Consider the following 13,610-nt stretch of genomic DNA (forward strand, 5'->3'; position numbering starts at 1 on the left):
CGCCATGACGTTCACGGGCCGCCCATGCCCGAATCGGTATCCCCTTCAGGGTGGGGAAAGGCTCGGCCTCAGGCCTCGGCGAGCACCACCGCCCGCGGCGGCGGCAGCTTGGCACGCAACTCCCGGGTCACGGCCGGCGAGGCCGCCACGGTGCCGAGATTGGCGTAGGTCTCGTGGTTCTTCTCGATCGCCGCGAGGTCGTAGAGGTAGTTCACCATCAGCCCGTGCGACTGGGCCAACCCCTTCTTCGCGGTGTCGCCGAGGAAGTTGATCCGGTCCAGCCGGGCGCCGTTGCCGAGATGGAACCGGGCCACCGGGTCGAGGGGGCGCCCGCGCTCGTTCTTGGCGCGCAGGAAATAGGCGGCCGCGGCCGGGATCAGCGCCTTGCGCACCGTCTCGGCCCGGGCCTTGTCGGCGTGCCAGTCCGGATCGTCCAGCGCCCGCAGCACCTCCACGTCCTCCGGCAGCAGCCCCTGCGGGCTGTCGGCCCGGCGCTCCCGGGCCAGCCAAGCCGCGAAGCCCGGCACCGGCGAGAGGGTCACGAAGGTCTTGAGCGAGGGCACCTCGCGGGTGAGATCCTCGACCACCTGCTTGATCAGGAAGTTGCCGAAGGTGACGCCGGCCAACCCCTTCTGGCAGTTGGAGATCGAGTAGAAGATCGCCGTGGTCGCCGCCCGCGGCTGTAGCGGCTTGCGCTCCCGCGACAGGATCGGGGCGATGGCCGGTGCGACCTGATCGGTGAGTGCCACTTCCACGAAGATCAGCGGCTCGTCGGCAAGCGCCGGGTGGAAGAACGCGAAGCAGCGCCGGTCCGGCGGCTCGATCCGGGCACGCAGGTCGTCCCACCCGGTGATCGCGTGCACCGCCTCATACCGGATGATCTTCTCCAGAATATGGGCGGGCGTGGTCCAGTCGATGTGCCGCAACACCAGGAAGCCCCGGTTGAACCAGGAGGCGAACAGGTGCTCGAAATCCGAATCGAGGCCATCGACCGCGTCCAGCACGGTGGGGTCCGCCTCCGTGCTGGTGCGCAGCGCCTTCCGCAGGTCGAACAGATCCTCACGCATGCGCACCAGGGTCAGCGTGCCGCCGCGGGCGAGGTTGAGGCGGCGGATCAGCTCCTGGCTGCGCGGCTCGGCGGCCTCGTGCAGAGTGCCGAGGCGAGCGCGGGTCGGGTCGGCCCGGTAGGCGGCGATCGCTTCATCGACAGCGGCATGGTCAGCATCGAAGTCGAGCGCGATGGCCAGCAGGAAGGCATGGCGCTCGGTCTGGCCGAAACTGGCGTAGCGGTCGAGGATCAACCGGGCCAGCGCGACCCCGGAAGCCTCGCCGCGCCGCGAGATCAGGTCCTCGCACAGCTTGACCAACTCGCCGGCGCTGGCCCGGCCAGCGATGTCGCCGCGGCCGATGCCGATCAGGTCGCGGCCGCGCTCGCTGATGGTCTGGAGCAGGTCGCCGAAGAAGGAGATCGCCGCCATGACCCTCGCACTGACCCCTGTCGGACCGGACCTAACGCGTCTCCGGTCTCATGACGCCGGCGCATGGACCCGCGCATCCGTGAGGGCCCGGCCCTCGGGGCATGCTGGTCCCGGCTCTGAGCCGCCATTCTACGGTGGCGGGGCGGTCGCGACCAGAGCTTGAACGGCCGCGAAAGGCTCACCGTGCGGCCCCGAGACGAAGGTCGTGTGACGGCGCGATCCTGGAAGGCCTCAGTGCCGCTCGGCCAGGGTGGCGAGGTCGGCCCGCTCCCGCCAGTCGCCGATGCCGTGGTGGCGGGCGAAGCGGAGCTCGGCGGCCCGGAGGGCGCGATCTGGGTCGCGGGCCCGCATGATCTCGACGGCCCCGATGGTGAAGGGCACCCCGAGGATCTCCTTGGCGAACTCGACGCGGTAGTTCGGCATCCCGTACTCCCTGCTGCGGTGGTTCCGGACGTGTCGTTTGGAACGAATCCGACCCGAAAACCGTATCCGGCCGACGAATCCATATGGTGTGTTCGACGCCCAGGACGCGGACGATCGGAACCGTGTCGACGGGATATGGTGCAAGACGCCGGAGCGTGAAGGGGCACGGGGCGTGACCGAGGGCTGCAGCCCCGGCGCTTGCTGCGAGGCGCGCCCTGCCCGTATCGGTCTTGGCCTTCCCTTCCTGACACGGACCCCATGATGGCCCCCATGCTGGCCCTGAAGCGGCGGCGCGCCTGCCCGCCCCCGCCCCTGCCGTGACCACCATCCTCGACGCGAAGGCCCGGCTCGGCCTGACGCTGATCGCCGGTGGGGCGGTCGCCAACATCTACTACAACCAGCCGCTGCTCGGCCTGATCGTGTCGGAGTTCGGCGACGCCGCCGCCCTGTGGGTGCCGACCACGGCGCTCGTCGGCTACGGGCTCGGCATCATCGGGCTCGTGCCCCTGGGCGACGCCCTGCCCCGCCGCCGCCTGATCGTGGGGCAATGCCTCGGCCTCGCCGTGGCGCTGCTCGCCGTGGGCCTCGCCCCGAACCTCGCCTGCCTGGCGCTGGCCCACCTCGTGGTCGGCGTGCTCGCCTGCGCGGCCCAGCAGGCCGTGCCGTTCGCGGCCGAACTCGCCCCGGACGCGAGCCGCGGCCGGATCGTCGGGCAGGTGATGACCGGGCTGCTCACCGGCATCCTGCTCGCCCGCACGGCGAGCGGGTTCCTGGGCGCGCATCTCGGCTGGCGGGCGGTGTTCCTGGCCGCGTCCCTCCTGGCGCTCGCCATGGCCGGTATCGCGCGCGCGACCCTGCCGCACACGCCTCAGACCCACCCCTTGCGCTACCGCGCCCTGATGCTGTCGATCCTGCACCTCGCCCGGTCGCAGCCGGTTCTGCGCACCGCGAGCCTGTCGCAGGCGCTGCTGTTTGCCGCGTTCAACGCCTTCTGGGCGACCTTAGCGCTTCTGGTCGAGAACCCGCCCTTCGGGCTGTCCGCAGCCGGGGCGGGCCTGTTCGGGGTGATCGGCGTCTGCGGCGCGTTCGTGGCGCCCCTGTCGGGCCGGTTCGCCGACCGGAGCGGCGCTCGGCCGGTGGTGCTCGGCGGCAGCCTGATGGTCGCCCTGTCGTTCCTGGTGCTCTGGGCCGGAGGCACATGGTCGCTGGTGGCGGTCGGGCTCGGCGTCCTGCTGATCGACATCGGCATGAACGGGGCGCTCATCGCCAACCAGACCCGGGCCTACGCCCTGGTCCCGGGGGCGCGGGGCCGGATCAACACTGTGCTGTTCACGACGCTGTTCGTGTTCGGGGCGCTCGGCGCCTTCGCTGGCTCGCAGGCCTTCCTGGTGGTGGGCTGGCCCGGCGTCTGCGCGGTGGGCCTCGCCTTCTCGGCGCTGGCCGTCCTGGTGGCGGCCCGCGATCCGCACGGGCCCGCGACGCCGACTACTTGAGCACCCGGGAGAGGCGGCACCACGCCGCTTTCTCCCCCGGCAGCCCGAACCGAAGCCGTTCGGGTCGCTCGGGGAAGCGCCGGACCGCGATGCCGGCTTCCGCGAGGCGCCGGTACAAGCCCGGCCCGTCGGGAAAATCGGCGGTGCGGAACAGGCAGGTGCCGCCGACCAGGGTTCCGCCGCCGCGGGCGATCAGCCGGTCGAGGCGCTCGGCATCCGCCGCCCGCGCCCGGGCGGTCTCGGCCCGCCACACCGTGTCCGAGAGGGCGGTCCGGCCGATCGCCAGGGCCGGCCCGGACACCGCCCAGGGGCCGAGGGCGGTGGCGATCCGGTCCGCCGTCCCGGGCTCGGCGACCGCGAAGCCAAGGCGCAGGCCGGCGAGCCCGTAGGTCTTGCCGAAGGAGCGCAGCACCACGAGGCCGGGTGTCGCATGCGAGCACAGGCTCGCCACCGGCTCCAGATCCGCAAAAGCCTCGTCGGCGACCAGCAGGCCGCCGCGGGCCCGAAGGGCCTCCGCCAGGGCGAGCCGTTCGGCCAGCGGATGGGTCCGCCCGTCCGGGTTGTTCGGATCGACCAGCACCGCCACGGCCGCGTCGCCGATCGCCGCGATCCCGTCGACCGCCGTCACCGCGTGCCCGGCCCGCACCCAGGCGGCTTCGTGCTCGGCATAGGTCGGGCCGACCACCGCGACCCGGGTCGGAGCCACGAGCCGGGGCAAGGTCTCGATCAGGATCTGGGTGCCTGGGGCGAGGGCGACATGCGTCGCATCGGGCGCGCCGTAGGCCGAAGCGGCCGCCTCCCGCAGGGCCTCGACCTCGGCGGCGGCGGGCAGCCGCGTCCAGGCGCTGGCCTCCACCGGCGGCACGGGATACGGGACCGGATTGATCCCCGTCGAAAGATCGAGCCAGGGTTCCGGCGCGTCCGGAAAGGCGTGTCGGAGGCTTCCGAGATCGCCGCCATGGGGGATCGGACCCGGGATCGCCCCCGGCTTCGGAGCGGGATTCCAGAAACGATGGTCCATCCGCCCGACACGCTCGCCATCCTCGCCCTCGCCCTCGGGATCGAGGCGGCGTTCGGCTACCCGGACGCGCTCTACAGGGCCATCGGCCACCCTGTCACCTGGATCGGCCGGCTGATCTCCGGGCTGGAGCGCGGCCTGAACCGCGGCTCCGAGCGCCGCCGCCGGGTCGCCGGCTGCGGCGCGCTGGTGCTTCTGCTGGCGGTCACGGGGCTTCCCGCCTGGGCGCTCACCGGGCTCAGCCTCTGGGCCGGCCCCCTCCCCGGCTTCCTGCTCCTCGGCCTGCTCTGCGCGAGCCTGCCGGCGCAGCGCAGCCTCAACGACCACGTCGCGGCCGTGGAGACCGCCCTGCGCGAGGGCGGCCTCCAGGCCGGCCGCCGCGCCGTGGCGATGATCGTCGGGCGCGATCCGGACCAGCTCGACGCACCGGCGGTCTGCCGCGCCGCCATCGAGAGCCTGGCGGAGAACTTTTCAGACGGGATCGTGGCGCCGTCCTTCTGGATCGGCTGCCTCGGCCTGCCCGGCGGTGTGCTCTACAAGGCGATCAACACCGCCGACAGCATGATCGGCCACCGCACGCCGCGCTACGCCGCCTTCGGATGGGCCGCGGCCCGGCTCGACGACCTGGTGAACCTGCCGGCCTCGCGGCTCGCCGGCCTGCTGATCGTCGGGGCGGCGCTCTTGCGCGGCGCCGATGCGCGCGGAGCGCTCCGGGCGATGGCCCGCGACGCCGGCCGCCACCGCTCACCCAATGCCGGCTGGCCGGAGGCCGCCATGGCCGGGGCGCTCGGTTTGCGGCTCGCGGGCCCGCGGGTCTATGATGGCACCCTCGTCCCCGACGCCCATATGGGCGACGGGCGGGCCGAGGCCACGGCCGACGACATCGCCCGGGCGCTGACCCTCTACCGCACCGCCTGCCTGATCCAGGGCGGCCTCGTCCTGGCGCTGCTCGCTCTCTGTCTCATCATCGCGGGCTGACCCGACAGCTTACCGCCCAATCCATGATGGAACGCGCCCGCTGACGCCGGACCGGTATCCAATGCGGCGGCGCGCGTTCTAAGCTCGGTCGAGCGGGACCGAGGAGAAGCCGATGCGCGCGGTGTTCGTCGATGCCAGCGAGAGTCTGGCGGCGGTGGCGCGGCGCCTGCTGCGGCCGGACGATCCGCCCTTCGCGATCAATCTCCAGCCCGACATCGCCCCGGAGGATCTGCCGGGCCTGCTCGCCGGGGCGGAGGTCGCGGTAATCGACCACACCGCCCTCCCCGTCGCCGTGGCCCGCGCCTGCCCGAGCCTGCGGCACGCGGTGTTCCTCGGCACCGGCGCGCGCAGCTACATGGACCCGGAGGCGCTCCAGGCCGAGCTCGGCATCACGGTCCACACGATCAAGGGCTACGGCGATACCGCGGTGGCGGAATGCGCCTTCGCGCTGCTCTGGGCCGCCGCCCGGGGCCTGCCCGAGATGGACCGGGCGATGCGGGCGGGGCGCTGGCTGCGCAGCGAGGCGATCCAGCTCACCGGCAAGACCGTCGGGCTCGTCGGCTTCGGCGGGATCGCGGCCGAGATGGCGCGACTCTGCCGCGGCGCCGGCCTGCGGGTGCTGGCCTGGAACCGGACCGCGAAAACGCATCCGGGCGTCGAATTCATGCCCCTGGATCAGCTGCTGGCCCAGAGCGACGTGGTCTCGCTCCACCTGCTCCTCACCGACGAGACCCGCGGCTTCCTGTCGGCCGCACGCATCGCCGCCCTCAAGCCCAGCGCGATCCTGATCAACACCGCCCGGGGGGCGCTGATCGACGAGCCCGCCCTGGTTGAGGCGCTTCGCGCCGGGCGGATCGCCCGGGCCGGGCTCGACGTGTTCACGGTCGAGCCGCTGCCCGCCGACCATCCGCTGGCAGCCCTGCCGAACGTCGTCCTCTCGGCGCATTCGGCGTTCCGCACGCCGGAAGCGAGCGACAACCTGATCGGCGCCGCCCTCGACCATTGCCGGCGGATCGCCGCCGGCTGAAGGTCAGTGCTCCGTACCCGGCATGTTCGCCCGCGGTGCGCCACCATGGTCGCGGATCACGCTCGACCGCTCCGGAGAGCCCTTAGCGTCGGCGACCTGCTTCCGGGCCGCTGCAGCCAAAAACCAGACCCCGCCCAGGGTCCCCAGGGCGAGAAACAGAAGCGGAATGCCTTCACTCATCGCGGTACCCTCCTCGGCGATGTTCCGCGGGGGCGCGGAATTGTATCATCATGCCGGATGAACCAGCATTGTGAAAGATAACGCACGGGTTCGACCGATGTTCAGGCCGTCCGAGCCGCCGTTGGCGCCGCCGCGCGTTTGGCCGCATCCCGTCTCAGGGCGGAGAGAACCACGAACATTAGGCCGGCGCCGATCGCCAGGCAGGCCGACAGGAACAGCATCGGCACGAGGTCGCTCTGGGTCTGGTCGCGGATGAACGGGACCATGTTCTGCGCGACGAATCCGCCGAGATTGCCGACCGAGTTGATCGCCGCGATCCCGGCCGCCGCCGTGGCCCCGCGCAGGAAGGTCGCGGGCACCGACCAGAACACCGGCTGGGCCGAGAAGGTCCCGGCCGCCGCCACGCACAGGCAGGCGAACTTCACCGCGTTGCCCGGCAGGATCACGCTGAGCGCGAGCCCGGCCGCCCCGACCAGGGCCGGCCCGACCACGTGCCAGGTCAGGGCGTTGCCCTGGGCGCCGGTGCGGGCGGCGTGACGGGGCACCCACCACAGGGCGAAGGCCGTGGCGACCCACGGGATGATGTTGAGGAAGCCGTTGGTCAGGTTCGAGACCCCGAATCCCTTGACCACCGTGGGCAGCCAGTAGCCCAGGCCGTAAGCGGCCAGCGGCAGCGAGACGTAGACCCCGGCCAGCATCAGCACGCGCTTGTCGAGAAGCGCCGCGAAGGGATTGCCGTGATCGACGAGGCCGCCGCCCTCCCGCTCGGCCCGGAGGGTCCGGGCGAGCCAGTCGCGCTGGTCCTGGGATAGCCAGGGGGCCGTCTCGGGGCCGTTTGGCAGGATCAGCAGCACGATTGCGGTCATCACGATCGCCGGCGCGCCCGTGGCCAGGAACACCCATTGCCAGCCGGCCAGCCCCCAGACCCCGTCGAGACCGAGCAGGGCCCCGCCGACCGCCGCGCCGACCGCGTTGGCCACCGCGCTGGCGATCATGAACCAGCCGATCATCCGGGCCCGGTGCGCCTGCGGGAACCAGAGCGTGAGCGCGAACAGCACGCCGGGGAAGAAGCCGGCCTCCGCGGCGCCGAGCAGGAAGCGGAGCACGTAGAACATCGCGGCGTTCTGGGTGAAGCTCAGCAGGAGCGTGACGATGCCCCAGGTGAACATGATCCGGGCGAACCAGACCCGGGCGCCGACCCGCTCCAGGAAGACGTTCGCCGGCACCTCGAACAGGAAATAGCCGAGGAAGAACAGCGACGCGCCGAGCCCGTAGGCGGTCTCGCTGAGTCCCAGGCTGCCGACCATGTCCAGCTTGGCGTAGGACACGTTCTGCCGATCGATATAGGCGATCAGGTAGAGCAGGCCGAGCAGCGGCATCAGCCGCAGGGTCACCGTGCGGACGGTGCTCTCGGCGAAGTCGTCCCCGGTCGGGGAGTGCGTGGGCGGCATCTGGCGTTCCTCTGGGCCTATGCGACCCTTCGAGGCGAGGGCCGGCATTACACAGAGTAATTCCTGGCCTGGCTCTCGCCTACCGGGCAAGCGCCAGCAGGCGGTCGCAGTCGACATGGGCCGCGATGTGTCGCGCCAGGCCGTCGAGCGCCGCCTCGACCCCGGCCTCGTAGCCCGGCCCCTCCGAGACCGTACCGAGACGGGAAAGCCAGGCGGCGCGCTGGGCATCGTGCGCGAACAGGCCGTGCACGTAGGTCCCGGCCACCAGCCCGTCCGCCGAGACCGCCCCGTCGACGCGTCCATCGGCGAGCCGCAGCAGCGGCCGGGCCGCATCGGGGCCGTGGGTCGCGCCGATATGCATCTCGTAGCCCGAGAACGGTACCGAATCGGGCAGGCTGGTGCCGGTGGCCGCGGCGAGCCGCTTGTCCGGCGTCATCACGGTCTCGACGTCGAGGAGCCCGAGGCCTGGCACCGTGCGGGGCGCCCCCTCGATCCCGTGCGGATCGGCGAGGCTGCGGCCGAGCATCTGGTAGCCGCCGCACAGGCCGAGCACCCGTCCGCCCCGCCGGACATGGGCGCGCAGATCGACGTCCCAGCCCTCGGCGCGGAAGGCATCCAGGTCGTCGATCGTGGTCTTGGAGCCCGGTAGCAGCACCAGGGCGGTCTCCGCGGGGATCGGCGTTCCGGGATACACCAGCACCACCGATACCCCGGGCTCGGCCCGGAGCGGGTCGAGGTCGTCGAAATTGGCGATGCGCGGCAGAACCGGCACCGCCACCGTGACTGTCCCGGCCGGGCGCTGCCCGGAGCCCGCGAGCCCGAGCACGTCCTCGGCCGGCAGGCGCGCGGCCTGGGGGAAGTGCGGCACGAGGCCGAGCGGCGCCCAGCCCGTCCGCTCCGCGATCAGCTGCATGCCGTCGGCGAACAGGCCCGGGTCGCCCCGGAAGCGGTTGACGATGAAGCCGGCGATCATCGCGGCGTCGGCGGGCTCGATCACGGCCTTGGTGCCGACCAGGCTGGCGATCACCCCGCCCCGGTCGATATCGCCGACCAGCACCACCGGCGTGTCGGTGGCCCGGGCAAAGCCCATATTGGCGATGTCGCCGGCCCGGAGGTTCACTTCCGAGGCCGAGCCCGCGCCCTCGACCAGGACCAGATCGGCCTCGCCCGTCAGGCGCGAAAAACTCTCCAGGACGGCGGGCATCAGCCGGGGCTTCCAGCCCTGGTAGTCGCGCGCCTTCACGGTGGCGATCATCCGGCCCTGCACCACCACCTGGGAGCCGATTTCGCTCTGGGGCTTCAGCAGCACCGGGTTCATGTGCACGGAGGGCGGTACCCGGGCAGCCCGGGCCTGGAGCGCCTGCGCCCGGCCGATCTCGCCGCCATCCGGGGTGACCGCGGCGTTGTTCGACATGTTCTGCGGCTTGAACGGGCGCACCGCCAAGCCCCGGTCGGTGAAGGCGCGCGCCAGCCCCGCCACGAGCAGCGACTTGCCGACATCGGAGCCGGTGCCCTGGATCATCAGGGCCTTCTTGTGCGTGGGCTTCAGAACTCGATCCCCTCCTGGGCCTTCACGCCGGCCGAGAAGTGGTGCTTCACGCTGCCCATCTCGGTGACGAGGTCGGCGGCCTCGATCAGGGCCGGCTTGGCGTTGCGGCCGGTGACGACCACGTGCAGGTCCGGCCGGCGGCGCGTGAGGGCGGCGACCACGGCTTCGAGGTCGAGGTAGTCGTAACGCAGGGCGATGTTGAGCTCGTCGAGGACGAGCAGGCGGATCGTGGGATCGGCCATGAGGCCCTCGGCCACATCCCAGGCGTGGCGGCAGGCGGCGATGTCCCGGGCCTTGTCCTGGGTCTCCCAGGTGAACCCCTCCCCCAGCGTGTGCCAGGCGACCCTGTCGCCGAACACCCCGACCGCGTGACGCTCGCCCGTGTCCCAGCCGCCCTTGATGAACTGCACCATGCCGACCCGCCAGCCGCGGCCGAGCGCCCGCAGCATCAGCCCGAGCGCCGCGGTGCTCTTGCCCTTGCCGGGGCCGGTATGGACCATCAGCAGGCCCTTCTCGAGGGTCTTCTCGGCCACCTCGGCGTCCTGCACGGCCTTGCGCTTCTCCATCTTCTCCCGATGACGGGTCGCGTCGTCGCTCATGCGGAGGCTCCAGGGATGGGGGCTTGAAGGGGGGCTTGCGGCTTCACGACGAGCGGCAGGCCCGCCACGGTGAGCACGACCCGGTCGGCCCGGGCGGCGAGCCGCTGGTGCAGGCGCCCGGCCTCGTCGCGGAAGCGGCGGGCGAGCGCGTTGTCGGGCACGATCCCGAGCCCGACCTCGTTGCCGACCAGCACCAGCGGCCCCGCCGCCCGTGCGCAGGCGGCGAGGAGTCCCTCGACGGACTCCGCCACATCGGCCTCCGCCAGGATCAGGTTGGTGAGCCAGAGGGTGAGGCAATCGACCAGGACGGGTCCCTCCGCCGCCGCCACCGCCTGCGGCAGGGCGAGCGGGACGTCGCGGGTCTGCCACGCTCCCGGGCGCCGGGCACGGTGCTGGGCGATGCGCGCGACCATCTCGTCGTCGAAGGCCTGCGCCGTTGCGAGATAGAGCCAAGGGCCGGGACAGGCTTCGATCAGCCCCTCCGCGTAGGCACTCTTGCCGGAACGCGCCCCGCCGAGGACGAGGGTAATGCGGGGCGGGATCTGCACCATGCCCCTCCATCGCTCCAACCCGTCCCGCGGTCAAACCCACGCCGACATGCGGATCGACGGTTGCCGGACGCGCCGCCGCCGACTATAGAACCTCGGCCTAGCCAAAGCGCCCTTCGTCTAGCGGTCCAGGACGTCGCCCTTTCACGGCGAAAACACGGGTTCGATTCCCGTAGGGCGCGCCAATAATTTCAAGCACTTAGCTGAATTTTTTGGATCGGCTCACACACTCGTCTCACATATCCATTGGCAGAGCGGTCCAGCGGACTGTGAGCGTCGTACTATCGACGAATCACCCGACCGTGATGCACCTGCCTCGCACGGCGCATGCTGACGATACGCAGGCATCAAGGAGTCTCGCTCTCGGGCGGCTTCATCCGCCTCTACGCCGAGCTTCAATATCGGCTCAACCGTAGATCGCTGACGTCTTCATCGGCAGTATCGCTTCTCAGGCCGGGAATAGCGCACCCGTACGTTTCGCCGTCCCTATTCCCGAATGCCCTCCGCGTGCTAGGAACAAAGCATGATCGACATGTATGGCTACACGCAGAAGTTCATTCTACGATGATGCGATTGGTCGTCGAATATGCCACGTTTCCCAGGCTACTGATTTGACGAAACTACGAATTCGGCGAACAAAATTCGAATATACATGCTGGACAGCAAGAGATCGAGGTTAAAACGTCGATGCGGGAAGACGAAAAGCTGTTCGTACACCTTTCCGACATTCATTTCAGATCTAGAGAGATCGGCCGTCGGGACGACCCAAATGCGGGATTGCGCGACGATTTGGTTACGGACGTCGCTCTGATGAGACGGGAAATTGGCCGCCCAGCCGACGGGATCCTGATCTCCGGCGATATCGCCTTCGCAGGAGCGGCGGACGAATACACGTTCGCCTACGAGTGGTTGAAATTGATACTCTGCCCAGCGGCGGGATGTAGGATCGAGGACGTCTTCGTCATTCCCGGCAATCACGACGTTGATCGGAGGCAAGCGGCGACGCCGGCGCATAGGGACGTCCGCGGGAAGCTGAGGGATTATTCGGCCGATCAAAGCGACGACATTCTGCGCAGCTATCTCTCGGACCCGTTTTCATCCCAGATGCTCTTCGGACCTATAGAGAATTACAATAGATTTGCCGCAGAGTTCGTCTGCAATCTTGCAGCTGAAGATCCGAAGAAGCCTGATCGGAGGCCGTTCGCTGTACGCGACTGGAAACTGAAGGGCGGCTCCACCCTTCGTATATGGGGCTTCAATTCGGTGTTGGTTTGCGACGAAAACGACGCTCCAGGTAACATGTTCGTCGATCCGGCTGCCGCTCAGATCACGAGAGGCGGTCCGGACGTCACGCATGTCGTGATGTGTCACCACCCCTATGGCTGGCTCAAGAACGGCGCCCCGTTCAGGGAGCGCATTGAGAGCGTAGCGAAGCTCCACCTGTTCGGCCACGAGCATACGCGACGGGTCGAGGACGGCAGGCGCTTCACAACGATTCGGGCAGGGGCTGTGCATCCCGATCGCCATGAGCCCGGCTGGGATCCAGGTTATAACTGGATCAATCTGTCGTTCGGACGCGATGGCGGGAAGAGGCATCTCGATGTCGAGATCTGGGTCCGCAAGAGGGAAGCAGCGCGGTTTATTGCTGTGCCAGATCCGGAGAATGCTAATCCGTGGAGCGTGCGCCATGCATTGCCGGATTGGTCTCCTCCGGCTGCTCCGCAGACGGCCGATGCGGCAGGATCTCCTGTCGGTTTGTCTGTCGGGATGACCGTGTCTACCGGATCGCCGCCCGTCACAGCGCGTACCGTCATCAGCAAGATGTTCCGCTTGTCCGAGCATGTGCAGCGGCAGCTGATCGTCGCGCTTTCGCTCGACGCGGATGGCGATCATGCCCTGAAGGACTACGAATTCGTGCTTGCCGCGGTCCGTCGCGCGAAGGAACGCAATCAACTTGTCGATCTGAACGACAGGGCGGATGAAGCTTTGGGGAGCGACGCCGGATGAGCGAAAACGACAGCAAATTCGAATTTACGGAGACTTACCGTAAGCTTCAGCCCGGCACGGAACGCAGCATTATCAGCTTCCGAGAAGCCACGCATAAAAAAGTGCGGAAGGAGCTGCCCAAAAGCACGATTAAAATTGTAGATCTCGCGCGTCTCGCCTTTGAAATTCCCACAGCCAGTGGGCGAGCGATTGTCTGGCTGGAAGAGATCGTGAAGGAGAAAGATGCACAGTTCTCCCTCGAACACGATCGCAATGAAGCCCGAATCATCGCAACGATACTGCTCGCCGACATGATAGCGTCGGGTTTTACCGGCACGCCCGCGCTCGTGCTGACTGGCAGCTTCGTCGGCCGGCGGCAAACCGTCGATCAAGAAGTGATCGGCCCCCACGAGGTGGTCCAAGGGTAGAGTTAGTGCACGGTGGGCCGCTCCGCCACGGGTAGCTTGGCCGGCGGAGCTGGTCTGGCAAGCGCAGCCGGCCAAGCAGAGAAGGCTGGCATGAACACCTCCGGGGCCGGCGGTCGCCCAGGCCATCGATGGCGTGTTAACACTTCGACAAGGGGTTGAGCGTGGCCCCGCCACCTCGTCTTCCCCGTCAGAGCCCGATGCCACGGACCCGCAGCCTCCTGCTCCCCCTTCGGGCAGCCGCCGTCGCGGCGCCCGCGTTGCTGGCCGCCCCGCCGGCGCAGGCCCAGAATTTCTTCGAGCGCCTGTTCGGAATCAAGCCCGAGCGGCCCCCGGTGCCGCCCCGCGGCGTGCCCGAGGGCCCCCCCGCCGCCCCGGCGCCCGGGGAGCCGGGGCCCGCCACGGCCCCCGAGGCGCCCCGGTCCGCGCCGGTTCCGGCCCGGCCGGTGGTGCTG

General features: G+C 69.7%; 13 protein-coding genes, 1 tRNA gene and 1 pseudogene. 7 read left to right on the forward strand and 8 right to left on the reverse strand.

What is annotated here, in order from left to right:
• Positions 1 to 68 precede the first annotated feature (68 nt).
• On the reverse strand, positions 69 to 1,478 hold the full coding sequence (locus tag MKK65_RS08425; RefSeq protein ID WP_243957009.1) for a malonyl-CoA decarboxylase: 1,410 nt from the start codon (positions 1,476 to 1,478) through the stop codon (positions 69 to 71).
• Between the two features lie 231 nt (positions 1,479 to 1,709).
• The gene (locus MKK65_RS08430; RefSeq protein WP_007562754.1) at positions 1,710 to 1,901 is read right to left on the reverse strand and encodes a hypothetical protein; all 192 of its coding nucleotides are present in this window, start codon (positions 1,899 to 1,901) and stop codon (positions 1,710 to 1,712) included.
• Positions 1,902 to 2,218: 317 nt separating this feature from the next.
• On the opposite strand from MKK65_RS08430, the gene MKK65_RS08435 reads away from it, so the two are divergent.
• Complete coding sequence (locus tag MKK65_RS08435) at positions 2,219 to 3,394, forward strand: MFS transporter (RefSeq protein ID WP_058193599.1); 1,176 nt, start codon at positions 2,219 to 2,221, stop codon at positions 3,392 to 3,394.
• Here the strand turns inward: MKK65_RS08435 and cobD are convergent.
• Entirely contained in the window at positions 3,387 to 4,415 is a 1,029-nt protein-coding gene (gene cobD / locus MKK65_RS08440; RefSeq protein ID WP_243957010.1) for a threonine-phosphate decarboxylase CobD, read from the reverse strand. The genes MKK65_RS08435 and cobD overlap by 8 nt on opposite strands.
• Here cobD and cbiB point away from each other — a divergent pair.
• Both cbiB and MKK65_RS08450 read left to right on the forward strand, forming a co-directional pair.
• On the forward strand, positions 4,407 to 5,390 hold the full coding sequence (gene cbiB / locus MKK65_RS08445) for an adenosylcobinamide-phosphate synthase CbiB (protein ID WP_243957011.1): 984 nt from the start codon (positions 4,407 to 4,409) through the stop codon (positions 5,388 to 5,390). The two genes, cobD and cbiB, sit on opposite strands and share 9 nt — an antisense overlap.
• Before the next feature lie 112 nt (positions 5,391 to 5,502).
• The gene (locus MKK65_RS08450; protein ID WP_243957012.1) at positions 5,503 to 6,417 is read left to right on the forward strand and encodes an NAD(P)-dependent oxidoreductase; all 915 of its coding nucleotides are present in this window, start codon (positions 5,503 to 5,505) and stop codon (positions 6,415 to 6,417) included.
• Positions 6,418 to 6,420: 3 nt separating this feature from the next.
• Here MKK65_RS08450 and MKK65_RS08455 read toward each other — a convergent pair whose 3' ends face one another.
• From MKK65_RS08455 to cobU, 5 genes are all read right to left on the reverse strand, one after another.
• The gene (locus tag MKK65_RS08455) at positions 6,421 to 6,597 is read right to left on the reverse strand and encodes a hypothetical protein (protein ID WP_201025797.1); all 177 of its coding nucleotides are present in this window, start codon (positions 6,595 to 6,597) and stop codon (positions 6,421 to 6,423) included.
• A 101-nt stretch (positions 6,598 to 6,698) separates the two neighbouring features.
• Entirely contained in the window at positions 6,699 to 8,048 is a 1,350-nt protein-coding gene (locus tag MKK65_RS08460; RefSeq protein WP_243957013.1) for an MFS transporter, read from the reverse strand.
• Positions 8,049 to 8,127: 79 nt separating this feature from the next.
• Positions 8,128 to 9,570 carry a cobyric acid synthase gene (locus MKK65_RS08465; RefSeq protein ID WP_243957014.1) on the reverse strand — a complete coding sequence of 481 codons (1,443 nt, stop codon included), beginning with the start codon at positions 9,568 to 9,570 and terminating at the stop codon, positions 8,128 to 8,130.
• Between the two features lie 23 nt (positions 9,571 to 9,593).
• Positions 9,594 to 10,196, reverse strand: a complete 603-nt coding sequence (gene cobO, locus MKK65_RS08470; RefSeq protein ID WP_243957015.1) for a cob(I)yrinic acid a,c-diamide adenosyltransferase — start codon at positions 10,194 to 10,196, stop codon at positions 9,594 to 9,596.
• Positions 10,193 to 10,747, reverse strand: coding sequence for a bifunctional adenosylcobinamide kinase/adenosylcobinamide-phosphate guanylyltransferase (gene cobU / locus MKK65_RS08475; protein ID WP_243957016.1), 555 nt, complete (start codon positions 10,745 to 10,747; stop codon positions 10,193 to 10,195). Before cobU ends, cobO begins: the two co-directional genes overlap by 4 nt.
• A 106-nt stretch (positions 10,748 to 10,853) precedes the next feature.
• On the opposite strand from cobU, the gene MKK65_RS08480 reads away from it, so the two are divergent.
• From MKK65_RS08480 to MKK65_RS08495, 4 genes and pseudogenes are all read left to right on the forward strand, one after another.
• A tRNA-Glu gene (locus tag MKK65_RS08480) sits at positions 10,854 to 10,929 on the forward strand.
• Positions 10,930 to 11,431: 502 nt separating this feature from the next.
• On the forward strand, positions 11,432 to 12,751 hold the full coding sequence (locus MKK65_RS08485; RefSeq protein ID WP_243957017.1) for a metallophosphoesterase: 1,320 nt from the start codon (positions 11,432 to 11,434) through the stop codon (positions 12,749 to 12,751).
• Complete coding sequence (locus MKK65_RS08490; RefSeq protein WP_243957018.1) at positions 12,748 to 13,158, forward strand: GTPase-associated system all-helical protein GASH; 411 nt, start codon at positions 12,748 to 12,750, stop codon at positions 13,156 to 13,158. The genes MKK65_RS08485 and MKK65_RS08490 overlap by 4 nt, the downstream gene beginning before the upstream one ends.
• A 197-nt stretch (positions 13,159 to 13,355) precedes the next feature.
• Positions 13,356 to 13,610: pseudogene (locus MKK65_RS08495) on the forward strand (hypothetical protein); the annotation flags it as partial.

The sequence above is a fragment of the Methylobacterium sp. J-001 genome (assembly GCF_022829565.1).
Classification (GTDB): domain Bacteria; phylum Pseudomonadota; class Alphaproteobacteria; order Rhizobiales; family Beijerinckiaceae; genus Methylobacterium.